Origin of the sequence: Bradyrhizobium sp. UFLA01-814, from assembly GCF_046718885.1 — a bacterium.
In the GTDB taxonomy this organism is placed as follows: domain Bacteria; phylum Pseudomonadota; class Alphaproteobacteria; order Rhizobiales; family Xanthobacteraceae; genus Bradyrhizobium; species Bradyrhizobium elkanii.
On the sequence record NZ_JAQOSR010000110.1, the window covers coordinates 15,534 to 30,854 of the forward strand.

Annotated in this window: 15 protein-coding genes; 13 read left to right on the plus strand and 2 right to left on the minus strand. The window is 60.6% G+C overall.

Annotated features, from left to right (window positions below):
- Positions 1-2 precede the first annotated feature (2 nt).
- Entirely contained in the window at positions 3-710 is a 708-nt protein-coding gene (locus PMN64_RS28370; RefSeq protein ID WP_411783045.1) for an alpha/beta fold hydrolase, read from the minus strand.
- A gap of 28 nt (positions 711-738) precedes the next feature.
- Positions 739-1,542, minus strand: coding sequence for a GntR family transcriptional regulator (locus PMN64_RS28375; protein WP_411783046.1), 804 nt, complete (start codon positions 1,540-1,542; stop codon positions 739-741).
- 268 nt (positions 1,543-1,810) lie between these two features.
- Between PMN64_RS28375 and PMN64_RS28380 the strand changes: the two genes are divergently transcribed.
- From PMN64_RS28380 to PMN64_RS28440, 13 genes are all read left to right on the plus strand, one after another.
- Complete coding sequence (locus PMN64_RS28380) at positions 1,811-2,731, plus strand: alpha/beta fold hydrolase (RefSeq protein ID WP_411783055.1); 921 nt, start codon at positions 1,811-1,813, stop codon at positions 2,729-2,731.
- Positions 2,725-3,735, plus strand: a complete 1,011-nt coding sequence (locus PMN64_RS28385; protein ID WP_411783047.1) for a TRAP transporter substrate-binding protein — start codon at positions 2,725-2,727, stop codon at positions 3,733-3,735. Before PMN64_RS28380 ends, PMN64_RS28385 begins: the two co-directional genes overlap by 7 nt.
- Before the next feature lie 41 nt (positions 3,736-3,776).
- Positions 3,777-5,624 carry a TRAP transporter large permease subunit gene (locus tag PMN64_RS28390; protein WP_411783056.1) on the plus strand — a complete coding sequence of 616 codons (1,848 nt, stop codon included), beginning with the start codon at positions 3,777-3,779 and terminating at the stop codon, positions 5,622-5,624.
- 31 nt (positions 5,625-5,655) lie between these two features.
- The gene (locus PMN64_RS28395; RefSeq protein ID WP_411783048.1) at positions 5,656-6,825 is read left to right on the plus strand and encodes an acetyl-CoA acetyltransferase; all 1,170 of its coding nucleotides are present in this window, start codon (positions 5,656-5,658) and stop codon (positions 6,823-6,825) included.
- Entirely contained in the window at positions 6,822-8,456 is a 1,635-nt protein-coding gene (locus PMN64_RS28400) for an acyl-CoA synthetase (protein ID WP_411783049.1), read from the plus strand. The genes PMN64_RS28395 and PMN64_RS28400 overlap by 4 nt, the downstream gene beginning before the upstream one ends.
- A gap of 95 nt (positions 8,457-8,551) precedes the next feature.
- Positions 8,552-9,304, plus strand: a complete 753-nt coding sequence (locus PMN64_RS28405) for an SDR family NAD(P)-dependent oxidoreductase (RefSeq protein ID WP_411783050.1) — start codon at positions 8,552-8,554, stop codon at positions 9,302-9,304.
- A 154-nt stretch (positions 9,305-9,458) separates the two neighbouring features.
- A complete protein-coding gene (locus PMN64_RS28410; RefSeq protein ID WP_411783051.1) occupies positions 9,459-9,926 on the plus strand; it encodes a PPC domain-containing DNA-binding protein in 468 nt (155 codons plus the stop codon).
- Between the two features lie 25 nt (positions 9,927-9,951).
- A complete protein-coding gene (locus tag PMN64_RS28415) occupies positions 9,952-10,317 on the plus strand; it encodes a PPC domain-containing DNA-binding protein (RefSeq protein ID WP_411783057.1) in 366 nt (121 codons plus the stop codon).
- Positions 10,318-11,319: 1,002 nt separating this feature from the next.
- Entirely contained in the window at positions 11,320-12,762 is a 1,443-nt protein-coding gene (locus PMN64_RS28420; RefSeq protein WP_157341688.1) for an FAD-binding oxidoreductase, read from the plus strand.
- Between the two features lie 45 nt (positions 12,763-12,807).
- On the plus strand, positions 12,808-13,059 hold the full coding sequence (locus tag PMN64_RS28425; protein ID WP_411783052.1) for an SAM domain-containing protein: 252 nt from the start codon (positions 12,808-12,810) through the stop codon (positions 13,057-13,059).
- Entirely contained in the window at positions 13,035-13,295 is a 261-nt protein-coding gene (locus PMN64_RS28430) for an adenylate/guanylate cyclase domain-containing protein (protein ID WP_411783053.1), read from the plus strand. Before PMN64_RS28425 ends, PMN64_RS28430 begins: the two co-directional genes overlap by 25 nt.
- Positions 13,292-13,594 (plus strand): hypothetical protein, encoded by a 303-nt coding sequence (locus PMN64_RS28435; protein WP_157341686.1) that lies wholly within the window; start codon positions 13,292-13,294, stop codon positions 13,592-13,594. Before PMN64_RS28430 ends, PMN64_RS28435 begins: the two co-directional genes overlap by 4 nt.
- A gap of 1,302 nt (positions 13,595-14,896) precedes the next feature.
- On the plus strand, positions 14,897-15,106 hold the full coding sequence (locus PMN64_RS28440) for a hypothetical protein (protein WP_157341682.1): 210 nt from the start codon (positions 14,897-14,899) through the stop codon (positions 15,104-15,106).
- Positions 15,107-15,321 lie beyond the last annotated feature (215 nt).

A 15,321-nucleotide genomic window follows, 5' to 3' on the forward strand; every position in this document is an offset into this window, starting at 1 on the left:
GGCTAGAGTATTCGGGTGCCCTCAGTTTGCCTTGCGCGCTGAGAGACCCTCAAGCCAGTTATCAACGCTACAAGCTCCTCCGGATTCTCTCTCACAACATTGTGCCCGCAAGCGAACGATTTGACCGTCCACTCCGGATCTTTAAGCAGGGCTTCGTAGGTCGGAGTAAACGGAGTGTCCTTCCAGCCGGTAGCATAAATGAAGACTTTTTCCTTCACGCTCTTCCATCGATCGCATAGGCGTATCGCCTGGCGAAAGCAGGCGAACGGATGGGGGGTACATCGGGGATCCATGTGTGCGGGCGGCGCAACCCGAAATCCATCCAGTTCCGATCTTTCAAGTGCGAGATGCCGATAATTGTCTCCGGCCAGATCCCACCAGGAGTCTCCATCTTTCGGCACGAAGGCATCTATGTACACGAGAGCCGAAATCCGCTCGGACATCTTGTCGGCAACTCCGCTGATGACCATCCCCGCGTAGCTGTGCCCGCAAAGGATAACATCCGTCAAATCTTCAAATCGAAGGACGTTTGCGACGTCCTCGATATGTGTATCGAGATTGATACTCGAATTGGCAAGGTGAACCCTTTCCCCCAGGCCCGTCAGCGTCGGCGTAACGACGTGATAGCCCTGCGCGCGAAGCTTTTGCGCAATCGTTGTATTGCGCCAGCCGCCCTGCCACCCCCCGGGGACAAGCACTATATTAGTCATCGCGAAACAATCTTTCCCGTTCCGGATTTCAAGAGCGAGTCAGCACCGTTCGCCGGGTCAACTCATCGGCATAGTCCATCAGCTTGTCCGAAGCGTCCGCCGCGCGCTGTTCATCGCCAAGCGCCACAGCTTCAAACACATTGGCGTGGAGTTTGGCCGCCACAGGTACGTCATGTATGACCCTGTTGTGGAGATAGTAGAAGCGACGTGCCATCGCATGGCAGGGGACGATCGCTGCTGCCGCAAACGGATTCCGCGCGCATTCCGCGAGAAACCGCTTCGCTTCATAGTGATAGCGCAAGAATTCCATGACGTTTATGTCGCGCATTCCTTCAAAATAGCGCGCAATCTGGACGCACTTGTTGCGCTCCTCCGGAGTTGCCCGCCGCGAAGCGGATACAGCAATCAGGCGCTCCAGTTCCCGGCGCATTTCCAGCATGAGGATCTGTTGCATGACATCGACTTGCGTCACTTTTGCTCCGCTTCGCGGAACAATTTCGACGAGATGCTCGGCTTCCAGGCGCTTTAGCGCCTCACGTACTGGAGTGCGGCCCAGCTCCAGTCTTTCGCTCAACTCAGTTTCAGACCAAACGGTCCCCGGCTTCAATTCCAGCGTGACGATCATTTCCTCAAGTCTTCGACGGGCCTCTTCGGCCTGATGCGACTCCGATCGCGATCGGGCGAGCCCCGGGAGTATCGCCTGAGAATTCTTCAGTCCGGAAATGGCGCGCTCGTCGGTGAGGGCGCCTGTCAGGGCACGCCGTTCGGAAGCGCTCTTTCGTCCTCTGGCCAATGCTGGTGCCTTCGCAAAGGGGGAATCAAAGCATATCAACCACTATGATATGTCACAAAAAAGCTGCCGCTCGCAAGAGCGATCTTTCAGCAACTGGTTCTCTGAGGAGCATCGGCCCGCGCCTTCAGTCCACATTCTCGAAATTCGCTCCCCAAGCGCAGCGGCTCGAGAATCGATGAGGTCGCCGGAGGCTCGTTGATCTCGATTTCCAGGCGACCGAGAAATTAGCCCAAACGGGCGGTTGACCGATCGCGCGATTTGTGACATGTTATAAAAACATTATAAAACGCCGGATCGTCCCGACGGGCTGCGGCGCCGGTCAGGATGGACAGCCAGGGAGCGACAAGTGGCGGACGTGACACATCATGAAGCGGAACTGGGAGACGTCCGCATTCACTATGTCACCGCTGGTTCCGGGCCGCCGTTGGTCCTGCTGCATGGATGGCCGCAGACCTGGTACACGTGGCGCTATGTAATTGATGACCTGGCCGGCCAGTATTTTGTCATCGCCCCGGACCTTCGTGGTCTCGGAGATTCGTCCCGACCGGTCTCTGGATATGACAAGCGGACGGTTGCCGACGATGTCTGGCGGGTCGTCAGCCGTGACCTCGAATTGCGGTCCTTTTACCTGGTGGGCCACGATTGGGGAGGGCCTGTCGCCTACGCGCTCGCCGTCGCACACCCGGACGCGGTAACGCGTCTTGCCATTCTCGATGTAACTATTCCTGGCGATGGGACTACGAACTTCAGCCAGTCGGGCAAGCGTTGGCATCACGGCTTTCACGCAACAAGAGATTTGCCCGAAGCCCTGACCGCGGGGCGAGAGGACGTGTATCTCGAGTGGTTCTTCCGCAACTTCGGCGCGACGCCGACCGCTGTTTCTCCGGACGACGTCGCAGAGTACCTCAGGACCTACCGCATGCCGGGAGCGTTGCGCGCCGGGTTTGAATACTACCGCGCGCTCGAACGCGACAGCCTCGATAACCGCAAAAGTCCAAAGCTCCAGATGCCGGTACTGGCTCTTGGCGGAGCTTGCTCATGGGGACGCGGGCTGGAAGTCGTCGAGTCTCTACGGCGGGTTGCCCGCGATGTTCGGGGCGGAGTCGTTGAGGGGGCGGGCCACTGGATACCGGAAGAGCAGCCGGAGCAGTTGGTCAAGGCATTCAAAGCATTTTTTAGGGAAAGCCAACGAGAGCAACTCGTTAAAACCGGGAGGGTGTCATGTTGAATCGCAGAGTAGTTCTGGGCTCGCTTGCTTCGACCGCCGCTTTGGGGCCGATGATCTTGTCCAGTCGGGCACGTGCGGCGGAGTTCAACATCAAGTTCGGTCATGACTTGACACCCGATCATCCCATGAATGTACGCGCGCTGGAGGCCGCAAAACGGATTTCAGAAAGGTCATCGGGGCGAGTGGAGCTCGGCGTCTTTCCGAGCAATCAACTCGGCGGTCAGACCGATATGATCTCTCAGGTGCGCAGCGGCGCAACGGAGTTCGTCGCGATGTCGGGCGTAATCCTGGGCGGCTTTGTGCCGGTGGCAGCCATCAGCGGCGTCGGCTTTGCATTTGCAGACTACAGGCAAGTATGGGGCGCGATGGACGGTGCGCTGGGTAAGCACATCAAGTCCGCCATCGAAAAGGCTGGCCTCGTTGCATTCGACCACGTCTGGGACAACGGGTTCCGCCAGACGACGACAGGCACAAAGCCGATCGCGACGCCGGCAGATTTCGCCGGCTTCAAGGTTCGTGTCCCGGTCGCGAAGCTATGGACGTCGCTCTTCGAGGCGCTTGGTGCCTCGCCGGCAAGTATCAACTTCAATGAGGTTTACGGCGCCTTGCAGACGAAGATCGTGGACGGAATGGAGAACGCACTGGCGACCCTGTTCACGTCGCGAATCTATGAGGTTCAGAAATATTGCTCGCTGACCAACCACATGTGGGACGGATTCTGGATGACCGGGAATCGAACCGCGTGGCAGCGATTGCCCGCTCCACTCCAGGATATTGTCCGCGACGAGCTCACGAAGGCGATTATGGACGAGCGGGCCGACACCGAACGGCTCAACGATAGCCTGAGGCAAGAACTCGAGAAGAAGGGAATGTCCTTCAATACGACTTCTTATCCCGCTTTCCGCGAGGCCCTGACGAAGGCCGGGTTCTATTCGAAATGGAAGACCGCTTTCGGGAACGAGGCCTGGGACATCCTGGAAAAATCGGCAGGGCGGCTCTCTTGAGTGCGATGATCCAGACCGACGAGGCCGGAAGCGGCCTGACGATGCGAGGATGCACAGTCAGGTCGCCGCGATTGGGTGTGCTTGAGGCACTGCTCGGGGGTGGGGTCGAGCTCGCAGCGGCACTGCTGGTGTTCGCCGAGATAGTAATCCTGTTTGCGGGCGTAGTTGCCAGATACGGGGTTCAACGGCCGCTGGTCTGGTCCGATGAACTCGCGTCGATCCTGTTCCTCTGGCTCGCAATGCTCGGATCGGTGATCGCCTTCCGCCGCAACGAGCACATGCGCATGACCGCGCTTGTCAACAAGATGGCGGCCACGCAGCGCGCATTTCTGGACGTGTTCGCGACCGGAGCGGCGCTGGCCTTCCTGCTCATGGTGGCAAGGCCGGCCTGCGAATATGCCATGGAGGAGGCGTATATCACCACGCCTGCCCTGGAGATCGCCAATTCCTGGCGCGCGGCCGCATTGCCGGTCGGCACGGCCCTTATGGCGGTGTTCGCTCTGCTTCGGCTTGCACGAGTGGGGTCGCCGAAGATGGTCGGGGCGGCGCTCGGTGCTGTTGCCCTGATTGTCGGGGCGTTCTGGCTTTCTGAATCGCTGTTTCAGCAGCTCGGAAATCTCAACCTGATCATATTCTTCGTGGGCGTCGTCATGGCCGCGGTCTTCGCTGGTGTGCCGATCGCATTCGCGTTCGGGCTGGCCGTGTTCGGCTATCTCACGTTAACGACGCACACGCCCCCGATGGTCCTTGTCGGCCGCATGGACGAAGGGATGTCGCATCTGATCCTGCTGGCGGTGCCGCTGTTTGTGTTTCTCGGTCTTCTCATGGAGATGACCGGCATGGCGCGGGCGATGGTGGCCTTCCTCGCAACCCTCCTGGGCCATGTCCGGGGCGGACTGCACTACGTCCTGATAGGGGCCATGTATCTGGTCTCCGGCATCTCTGGTTCCAAGGCTGCCGACATGGCAGCGGTCGCTCCCGTGCTGTTCCCGGAGATGATCAAGCGCGGGGCCAAGCCTGGAGACCTTGTCGCCTTGCTGTCGACCACCGGGGCGCAGACCGAAACTGTGCCACCAAGCCTCGTGCTTATTACGATCGGTTCCGTCACCGGCGTATCAATCGCCGCGCTGTTCACCGGTGGTTTGTTGCCCGGTATCGTGCTCGCCATCGCGCTTGGCTTCGTCGTGCATCGTCGATATCGCCGCGAGGACCCTGGCTCCGTGAAACGTTCGGGCTGGCGCGAGATCGGCCGCGCCTTCCTTGTAGCGTTGCCCGCACTGGCGCTGCCGTTCGTCATCCGCGCTGCGGTGGTGGAGGGGATTGCGACCGCAACCGAGGTGTCGACGATCGGCGTCGTCTATGCGGTGGTCGCGGGTCTTCTGATTTATCGGCAGTTCGATTGGAACAGGCTTGGGCCGATGCTGGTCGACACCGCCTGCCTCTCCGGGGCGATTCTGCTGATCATAGGCACCGCGACCGGCATGGCTTGGGGCCTCACTCAGTCTGGATTCTCGCGCTCGCTCGCGACGGCGATGACCGGTCTTCCCGGCGGTGCTATGACCTTTCTGGTCGTGTCGATCTTCGCCTTCATCCTGCTTGGCTCGGTGTTGGAGGGGATTCCCGCCATCGTCCTGTTCGGTCCTCTGTTGTTTCCCATCGCCAAGGCCGTGGGCATTCACGAGGTGCATTACGCGATGGTGGTCATCCTGGCCATGGGGATTGGCCTCTTCGCGCCGCCGTTCGGGGTCGGCTACTACGCTGCCTGCGCAATCGCCCGCATCGAGCCCCACGAAGGCATGAAGGCGATCTGGGCCTACATGCTGGCGCTCTTGATCGGGACTGCTGTAATCGCTGCGGTGCCCTGGTTATCCATCGGCTTCCTCAAATGATCAAAGCCTCATCAATCTGCGGAAAACAATCATGACGCGCGCCTGTATCGTTGGGTGGACCCACACGCCATTCGGAAAGCTCGAGGATCCGGATGTGGAAAGCCTTATCGCACGCGTTTCGGGCGCCGCACTGGACCATGCGGAGATCACAGCCAGCGACGTCGACGGCATCTTCGTCGGCGTCATGAACAACGGATTCTCCAAACAAGGTTTCGAGGGTGCGCAGGTGGCGTTGGCGCTTCCGGAGCTCGCGTATGTGCCCGCCACTCACGTCGAGAACGCCTGCGCGACCGGTTCGGCAGCACTCTATGCCGCCCTCGATTTTGTTGACTGTGGTCGTGGTCGCATCGCGCTGGTCGTCGGCGCCGAAAAGATGACGGCCAGGCCCACCGCGGAGACCGGTGACATTCTGCTCAGCGCCTCATACCGGAAGGAGGAGGCCGGCATTGCCGGTGGCTTTGCCGGTGTGTTCGGCCGTATCGCGCAGAACTATTTCCAGCGATACGGCGATCGCAGCGATGAACTCGCCCATATTGCCGCCAAGAACCACAGGAATGGTGTAGGCAATCCATTCGCGCAAATGCGGCGCGACTTTGGATACACTTTCTGCAACACCGTCAGCGACAAGAATCCCTTTGTGGCGGCGCCATTGCGGCGCACCGACTGCTCGCTGGTTTCCGATGGTGCGGCAGCGCTGGTGATCGCTGAAGAGGAGACCGCCGCGAAGCTCGCGCGCGCTGTACGCTTCCGCGCACGCCAGCAGGTTAATGACATTCTGCCGTTGTCGCGGCGTGATCCGATCGCATTCCAGGGGGCGCGGCTCGCCTGGGAGAAGGCGCGCCGGGAGGCGGGTGCGACCCTCGACGATCTTAGCCTCGTCGAGACTCACGACTGCTTCACCATAGCCGAACTCATTGAATATGAGGCGATGGGGCTCGCGGTACCCGGCGAAGGATTCCGTGTGGTGCGCGAGGGGATTGCGGAGAAAGGCGGAAGGCTGCCCGTCAATCCGTCCGGGGGACTGAAGTCAAAGGGGCATCCGGTCGGCGCGACCGGCGTCTCCATGCATGTGATGGCCTGCTTGCAGCTGATGAATGAGGCTGGCGACATGCAGATTGGCGGCGCCGATCTCGCTGGCGTGTTCAACATGGGCGGCGCCGCGGTCGCCAACTATGTCTCGATCCTGGAGCGCGCGAAATGACGAACGCGTCTGCACCATATGGTGGTGTCGCTCCCGTGTCGAAGCGGGTGATGAACCTCGCGCATCTCGTGCGGCAAGCGGCGCGCAGTCAGCCCGCCGGGATCGGGCTGGTTTGGGGCGAGGCCACCTGGACGTGGCAGGAGCTTGATCGCCGGATTGATGCGATGGCCGCGGCCCTCTCCGCCCGAGGGGTGGGGAAGGGCGATCGGGTGCTGGTGCAATCGAAGAACTGCAACCAGATGTTTGAGTCGATGTTCGCCTGCTTTCGTGTCGGCGCGGTGTGGGTCCCGACGAACTTTCGGCAAACCCCGGAGGAAGTTGCATGTCTCGGGAGAGCGAGCGGGGCGGCAGCCATGATCTGCCACAGCGATTTCCCCGATCATGCGGCCGCGGCACGCGCTGCAGCGCCGAGTATCCGGTTTCCGGTTTCAATCGGTGCGTCGAGCTTTGGAGAGGATTATGACGAGCTCGTGCGCCGTCATAAGGGCGTCGCCGTCACCGAGGCCGCGGTCGAACATGACGACCCGTGCTGGTTCTTCTTCACGTCCGGCACAACAGGCCGGCCGAAGGCGGCTGTGCTGACCCACGGCCAAATGGCATTCGTCGTAACCAATCACCTCTGCGATCTGATGCCGGCGACCACCCCGCGCGATGCTTCGCTGGTGGTGGCGCCATTGTCGCATGGCGCCGGTATCCATCAGCTGGTTCAAGTCGCGCGCGGCGTGAAGACGGTCCTGTTGGCAAGCGAACGCTTCGATGTCGATGAAGCCTGGCGCCTGGTCGAGCGCTGGAATGTCACGAACATGTTCACCGTGCCAACCATCCTGAAGATGCTGGTAGAGCACCCGTCGCTGGCGTCGCATGACCATTCGTCGCTTCGCTACGTAATATACGCCGGCGCGCCTATGTATCGCGAGGATCAGAAGCTCGCGCTGCACCGGCTGGGCAAGGTGCTGGTGCAGTACTTCGGGCTGGGCGAGGTTACCGGCAATATCACCGTATTGCCGCCGGAGCTTCACGATCTCGAAGATCATGACGGCGCGCGGATCGGTACTTGCGGTTACGCGCGCACCGGCATGCAGATCTCGATTCAGGGCAACGATGGGCGCGAACTGCCCGCGGCCTCGACCGGCGAGATTTGCGTTTGCGGGCCGGCAGTCTTCGCGGGCTACTACGACAATGCCGAAGCTAATGCGAAAGCGTTCCGCGACGGCTGGTTTCGGACGGGGGATCTCGGCCACATGGATGACGAAGGCTTCTTGTATATTACGGGTCGGGCTTCCGACATGTACATCTCGGGGGGCTCGAACGTCTATCCGCGCGAGATTGAGGAAAAACTGCTAACGCACCCGGCGATTGCTGAAGTGGCGGTGGTGGGTGTGTCTGACCAGACCTGGGGCGAAGTCGGGGTGGCCGTCTGCGTGCTCGCGCCAGGCACGGAACTCACCGAATCCGGTCTGCTTGCATGGGCAGAAGGTAAAGTCGCTCGCTACAAAATTCCGAAGCAAGTCGTCTTCTGGGCGGAATTGCCGAAGTCTGGCTACGGAAAGATCAGCAAGAAAATCATCAAGGAGGAGCTCCGCGCGAGCGGCGTTCTGGAGCCCGTGCGATTGCCGCAGACGGTTGCATGAGCGAACCCCTGATGGTGAGCGGCGTGCGTGGAGGTTCACGGTCTTTCGATTGACCGTTGATCGCCATCGATCATTGAATAGAACGGGACCGACAAATGCAGCAGACAATTCTGATCACGGGCGGTGCTTCGGGTATCGGACTGGCGATCGCCGAGGCTGTTCTCGTGGCAGGTTGGCGTGCGGTGATAGCCGACGTCGCTGACGGCAGCCTGGAGCAGGCCCGCGCCAGATTCGAGCCATTTGCCGACCGTACCAGGTTCGAGAAGTTTGACGTGGCCGACGAGACCGCCGTTGCGGCAGCGATCGATGGGTGCGAAAGGGAGTTCGGCGTGCTCGATGGTGTAGTGAACTCCGCCGGCATCGGTCGCGAGCTTCCGGCATTGGAGACCAGCGCCGAACTGTTTCGCAAGATCGTCAACATCAACCTGGTGGGAAGCTTTGTAACGGCACGTGAGGCCGCGCGGCGAATGCAGTCCCGCGGCTGCGGCGCGATCGTGAACATCGCTTCCGTTTCTGGCATCCGCGGCAACGCCCGTCGCGTTGCCTATGGTGCGTCCAAGGCCGGCGTCATTATGATGACGCAGATCATGGCCGTCGAGTTTGCGCCGCGCGGCGTTCGCGTCAATGCAATCGCGCCGGGGCCGATCGAAACACCCCTGGTGAAGGAGATGCATTCGGAGGCATCGCGGTCTGAGTGGATCAGTCGCGTTCCGCAAGGTCGTTATGGGACGCCGGACGAACTGGCGGGCGCAGCGATTTTCTTGCTTGACCAGCGTAAGTCCAGCTTCGTCACGGGACAAGTGCTCGCTGTCGATGGCGGGTTCACCGCTGGCGGCCTGCTGGGTTGACACGTGCAGCTAACGCATCAGCACCGGTCACGAGGTGAGCATGAATACTGGAAAGACCAAAGAGCCATTCATGACGGCTAGAGCATCATCGGCCATACCTCGTCCGAGGACGCTCATTCACCCCGGGCGGTTCAATCCTGTGAGAATTCAGAGCATGCGCTCTCAGTCCGCGCGGCATTTTCGGCTGGCGCTGGAGCCTGGCTTCAGCCTTTTCGACGCTCTGGTCCAACCATTAGCGAAAGTTGGCGTACATAGCGCGTCCATGACCATCCTGGGCGGCTATTTCGAGCGGCTCCACTACTGCGTAGCGCCGCCCGACCCCTCAAGGCAAGCCGTGATCGCTTACGCAGATCCCATCGGCGCGGGACGAGCTTATATGATCTTCGGCAATGCGACGCTTGGCAAGAACTTGCAGAAGTTGCCGCTGGTGCATTGCCACGCTGCCATTCGAACTGAAAGTGGCGAGATTAAGGGCGGACACATCCTGACTGAAACATGCGTCGTAGGATCAAATCCGATCCCGGTCCTTGTGACGTCGCTCGACGGTTTTGAATTGCGTCAAGCATTCGATCCAGAGACGAATATCTCCCTTCTCCAACCGCACGGGCACGCCAATGACTAGCATGAACATGATCGAAAATGGGTCTATGGGGCGCGTGGCCTATGCTCGAATCGCCCCGAACGAGGACCTGGTGCAGGGTGTAGAGAAGCTATGCCTCGCCGAGGGCTTTCGAAATGCGTTCGTGCGTGGCGCTCTGGGTAGTCTCGTCGACGGATGTTTGGCAGCCGGAGAGGAAACATACCAACATATCAGGGGTCCCGCAGTTGAAATCGTGAGCATCGCGGGAGAGGTGAGATCGCGGGACGACGGCTCTGTGAGAGCATCACTCTCGGGTGTCGTAGCAGATACTGACGGAAATGTATTCGGAGGGACTTTCGTTGCCGGCTCCAACCCGATTTGCATGACATTCGAGGTAACCCTCGAGGAGTGGCTGCCATCAGTTGAGAGATAGATCCGCGTGGATCGAACGCTATGCGGTTCGGCACGAGCTTGATTGCTATCGGCGCAAACCGGGCCATCAATGGCTTGTCGGGGGGCGGACGCTGACGGTATCGGTTGGAAGTCGGCGAAAGCCCAAGAGGAGGCCGTTCCGACTCGGTGCACGTCTGGCGCGTCGATTGATTTCGATACTTGCTGAAGGTGCCAATCCTCAGAGCCTCGCAAATTTTCCTGTGAACTCAAGACCAAAAAATACGGGCGCGTATACCGTCGGCATTAGACCGTCAGCGTTGAGGATTTGTGCTAGAAAATCAACGCGAAAGCGTCTTCCCAAATGATTGAGTGGGGCGTAGTGGGAACGGCTGCTACCGCGTGGTTTGGCGTAGGTTTGGGTGGGGCAGTTCTCCGCTTCCTTTCATAGCCGGGCACTCTCCAAAGTTGTGACCATCCACTTATCCTGAATCGCGGTCAGACTTTCATCCTGCTTCTGCCAGGTGACTATTGTGGCGCATTGCAGCGTGCAGAAAGGTCGGAGCCGGGTAGGCCCAAGCCTCACAGTCGAAGGAAGGCAGCTCTTGGCGCAAACTGGACGTTCGGCCGGCCCCGCATGTCTCAGAAGGCCATGAGCTGACTTGCGAGAAGTGGCAGCTGCTGGCGCAAAGCGGACATCGGCCGGCGAATTGACTTCAGCAATCGGAGCCAGGGCGGACTCCATCCGTTCCTATACTCCGAAGTTCCCTCTGCGGACCGGATTTTCTGGGTTTCGTTTGCCGGTACCCGCGCGGAGTTGTAGGCGCTCCTCATCTGCGAGACACTCTGTCGCAGAACCATTCGATCTGCTGGAGGAGTAACCTCCAGGCGGAAATCTGTCGTTCGCAATTCGAGCGGCATGCAACGGGCGATCCTGCGCCGTCAAGGTTGCAAGAGCCGTGGGCGGTGGTCGCCCCTTTGCCGACTGTCCAAGAGCATGAAGCGGACTGCTGCAATACTGACCACTAGTCACGGAGGAGATGCCATGACGGAGATCCGGTTGGCCGCGCTGCAGGGCGGGGCGACTACGCTTGAAAGCGATGCAATTGCTGCCTTTCGCCAAACCTTGCGAGGCAACGTTTGTCTGGCCGAGGAGCCGGGCTACGATGAAGCACGCACGATCTGGAATGCGATGATCGATCGCCGCCCAGGCGCGGTCGTGCGCTGCAGGGGGGCCGCAGACATCATTCGTGCCGTACGGCTTGCGCGTGAGCACGGCCTCTTGGTCGCCGTGCGCGGCGGCGGCCATAACATTGCGGGCAATGCCGTTTGTGACGGCGGGCTGTTGATTGATCTTTCGCTGATGCGCTCCGTCCGGGTTGATCCATTTCACCGCACCGCGCGCGTGGACCCGGGGGCAACGCTTGGCGACTTCGACAAGGAGGCGCAAGCTTTCGGCCTCGCCACCCCGCTCGGGATCAACTCGACGACCGGCGTTGCGGGATTGACGCTGGGCGGCGGCTTCGGGTGGCTTAGCCGCAAGTTCGGGCTTGCCGCCGACAACCTGATCTTGGCCGACGTGGTGACGGCCGAAGGCGAGCTCGTCCGGGCAAGCATCGCCGAGAATACTGACCTGTTCTGGGCGCTGCGCGGAGGCGGAGCCAATTTCGGGGTGGTGAGTTCGTTCGAGTTCCGCCTGCATCCTGTTGGTCCGATGGTTCTGGCCGGGCTCATCGTCCACCCCTTTGCGCGGGCGAAGGAGCTGCTCGCGGGCTATCGCGACGTCGCCGCCAAGGCGCCCGACGAACTGACAGTGTGGGTGGTGCTCAGGCAGGCGCCGCCGCTGCCGTTCTTGCCCGCCGAGATTCACGGCAAGGAGATCGTCGCGTTCGCCGTCTGCTATGCGGGAGATGAGAACGAGGGCAAGCGTGCATTAGAGCCGCTGCGCGCGCTCGGAGAGCCGATCGCTGACGTGATCGGCATGCAGCCCTTCGCGGCTTGGCAGACCGCGTTTGACCCACTGCTCACGCCCGGCGCCTATAATTACTGGAAGTCGCACAATTTCGTTGAGCTCAACGACGGTCTTCTCGACACGCTGGTGAGCCATACGACAAGCCTGCCGACCGGGGAGTGCGAGATTTTCATGGGTCAGCTGGGTGGCGCCACCGGTCGCAAGGCCGTCGACGCCACGGCGTTCCCCCACCGCGATGCGAAGTTTGTCATGAACGTTCACACGCGATGGCGCGATCCGGTGGATGAGCAACGTTCGATCGCCTGGGCGCGCAGGCTCTTTACTGAGACCGCGCCTCACGCAACCGGCGGCGTCTACGTCAATTTCATGCCGGAGGATGAGACCGATCGCGTAGTCGGCGCCTACGGCCCGAACTACGCTCGTCTTGCCGCGCTGAAGGCCAAGTACGATCCCGGCAACCTGTTCCGGCTCAACCAGAACGTCAGGCCGGCCGCCGCGCAGCGACCGGCAGCCTGACAAGAAGGGAAGAGCATACGTCATCGGGGGGTTACGGAGACGAAGTTGGACATCGGAGAATGGCTGCGCAGCCTGGGCCTGCAATCCTATGAGCAGACGTTCCGTGACAACGGAATTGACCTTGAGATCCTGCCCCACCTGACGGTTGAAGATCTCAAGGAGTCCAGGCCGTCGGCCACCGGCGGAAGCTTCTCGATGCAATCGGCTTGCTACCAGCGGACCTGGCGGCGGCGCGGCCCCCCGCGTCGGTGGAGCGCCGACAGCTCACGCTCATGTTCGTCGACCTCGTCGGCTTGACCGACCTCAGCTGCCGTCTCGATCCCGAGAAGCTGCGCGAGGTGATGCGGGCCTACTCGAACACGGTGGCGGGAGAGATTGCGCGACTGGAGGGCCACGTCGCGAAGTTTCTGGGAGACGGAGTGCAAGCCTATTTCGGCTGGCCGCGCGCAAGCGAAGATGCAGCAGAGCAAGCTGTCCGGCCGGGACTTGCGGTCGCAACAGCGGTCAGCGGCATGTCGTCAGGCGCAGGATGAACAAGGACGCGCTGATTTCACGGCTTGCCGCCGAGATCGACGAAGTCAGCGACCATAGCGCCGCGTTGTCTGACGAGGAGAGGCAGCGCAAAATGGCCGAGCTATCTGCCAGTCGGCTGGCAGCGCAGCGGTTAGAGGCGGAATTGACTTGGCGGGCGATGCACGATGGCGCGGCGATCATACCTCGAGCCGACCTTGAGACGGCGGCTGTGCTCGGCGTCAAGCTGGTTTCGGCGGCCCCCGCAGTCCCTCGCGAGGACGAGGGTCAAGCCGGCATTGTCCACCGCGTCGGCCCATAACGCCTTCCGATGCGCCGCTGCAACGGCATGGTCTGGCGGCGCGGCTCGGCGGGTGGGCATTCCTGACGCGGCCCACCCGCCGGGAGCCGTTGGAGGTTCGCCTCGGTCAGCGTCACGTCGGCAAGGGTCGATGTTCGCTCAAGCTTCCGAGCGATCTCGCCTAGCGTCAAATTTGTTTCCGTACCAGCTGCGATAAACGCTGCTCGTCCTCCTCGGACCATGTTGACAATGCACTCTCCGCAATTGCACCGGCCTGAAATGCCAGTGACGATTGCAGGCTGCGGCCGTCCCGTCTGCCCGTAATTTTACCGTCCAATCTGTTGCGTCGGGTGTCCCAACTAAGGACAGCACCCTCCGCAGTGGTCTAGTTTGATTTTTGGAGTGGCCTGTTTTGGGTTTAACCTTCCGGCAACCGAGGGTTAGCCGGTGTCCTCAGTAGGGGTGCTTAGACCTCCAACGAATGTTCTACCGGCAACAAATGCGATCGGTCCGTAGGTGTTCTCACCGGGGTTTCGCGGGTTACAAGTTCCTTGCAACCATCTCCGGCCGGGATCATTGTTCCAACATCACCGGCCGAGGCACTGCCCCGTAGGCGTCGGTGGCTGAGAGACAAATCGCGCTCCCGCCTGCATAACAGGGAGGGAGCGCATGACCGGGCTCCATCTTTCCAAGCAAATTGATCTTCTCGATAAGAACGCCTGCACGGAAGCTGAACGCCTGCGCAAAGAGGCCCGTGGCACCCCACCAGGAGTTGAGCGCGACCGGGGCTGGCCTCACGGGAACTAGAGCCGCCAAGGTAACGGATATTATGGTCGCGGGAGGGTAGTGCCTCAGTTTGAAATTTAAAAAGAAACGATGCGTATAATGGGGACATGCCCCACTTGGACGCTTGCTTAGGAATTCTGCGAAAGCTGATCGCCCAAACCAAGTCCCGTTGGCAGAGCGGGCCATAGACGAGTATTGGGAAGCTACGATACCCGGTGCCGGCAAGAGCGGCCTCCGGGTCATTCAGCAGGACGTGTTCGCCCAGTTCAGTACCGTCATCGGAGACCGGCGCGACTTCGAGGAAGCAGTCAATCCCTACATCGAAAAGAAATCGACAGAGTAAGGCCGCTTCAGTTGGCGGCCTCTCTCATCTTGGCTGGGGTGTTCTAGCGTCGCCAAATTTTTGCGTAGAGTTCGGTCTCTACGCGGATGTGACATGGGGAACGGCGACCTGCTTTACAGCGTGTACATAGTGGCTCTGGAGCTCTGCCCAATCGTCATAACCGGGATTGCACTGTTCGCGATGTAAGGCAGGCGGTGACCATACGCAGCTACACCGCGCATATCCTCGGTCCCAACGGGCGCATCGCCAATCGCATAGACCTGCTTTGCCTCAACGAAGCAGCAGCCAAGGAAAGCGCTAAAGCCCTTGCTGACGACGATCAGATCGAACTGCTGTGCCAAGGCGGCTCAGCGGCGAGGCTTGTCCCAGCGCTCAGCCGCTGGATGGATTGCTGGATGGATTGATGGTGACTGCTCTTCCAATTCGCGGAGCCGGTTGATTTGCGTTCTGACGTTCGCTGGCAATTCCCGCTCTGGCTCAATCGTCGTACGCAACTTCTCACCGATCTCTCGAACGATGGCGCGGCTGTGTTTGTGGTCTATGTTGATGCTCTTGGGCATAACGAAGCCTCGTTCAGGCTAAGAAAGCGCTCAGCGGGGACCCACGCTTGCGCCTACCC

Bases quoted from the DNA above. Each gene is read 5' to 3' on its own strand.
- PMN64_RS28370 (WP_411783045.1), bottom strand. From the start codon at position 710: ATGACTAATATAGTGCTTGTCCCCGGGGGGTGGCAGGGCGGCTGGCGC.
- PMN64_RS28385 (WP_411783047.1), top strand. From the start codon at position 2,725: ATGTTGAATCGCAGAGTAGTTCTGGGCTCGCTTGCTTCGACCGCCGCT.
- PMN64_RS28390 (WP_411783056.1), top strand. From the start codon at position 3,777: ATGCGAGGATGCACAGTCAGGTCGCCGCGATTGGGTGTGCTTGAGGCA.
- PMN64_RS28395 (WP_411783048.1), top strand. From the start codon at position 5,656: ATGACGCGCGCCTGTATCGTTGGGTGGACCCACACGCCATTCGGAAAG.
- PMN64_RS28400 (WP_411783049.1), top strand. From the start codon at position 6,822: ATGACGAACGCGTCTGCACCATATGGTGGTGTCGCTCCCGTGTCGAAG.
- PMN64_RS28405 (WP_411783050.1), top strand. From the start codon at position 8,552: ATGCAGCAGACAATTCTGATCACGGGCGGTGCTTCGGGTATCGGACTG.
- PMN64_RS28410 (WP_411783051.1), top strand. From the start codon at position 9,459: ATGCGCTCTCAGTCCGCGCGGCATTTTCGGCTGGCGCTGGAGCCTGGC.
- PMN64_RS28415 (WP_411783057.1), top strand. From the start codon at position 9,952: ATGGGGCGCGTGGCCTATGCTCGAATCGCCCCGAACGAGGACCTGGTG.
- PMN64_RS28420 (WP_157341688.1), top strand. From the start codon at position 11,320: ATGACGGAGATCCGGTTGGCCGCGCTGCAGGGCGGGGCGACTACGCTT.
- PMN64_RS28430 (WP_411783053.1), top strand. From the start codon at position 13,035: ATGTTCGTCGACCTCGTCGGCTTGACCGACCTCAGCTGCCGTCTCGAT.
- PMN64_RS28435 (WP_157341686.1), top strand. From the start codon at position 13,292: ATGAACAAGGACGCGCTGATTTCACGGCTTGCCGCCGAGATCGACGAA.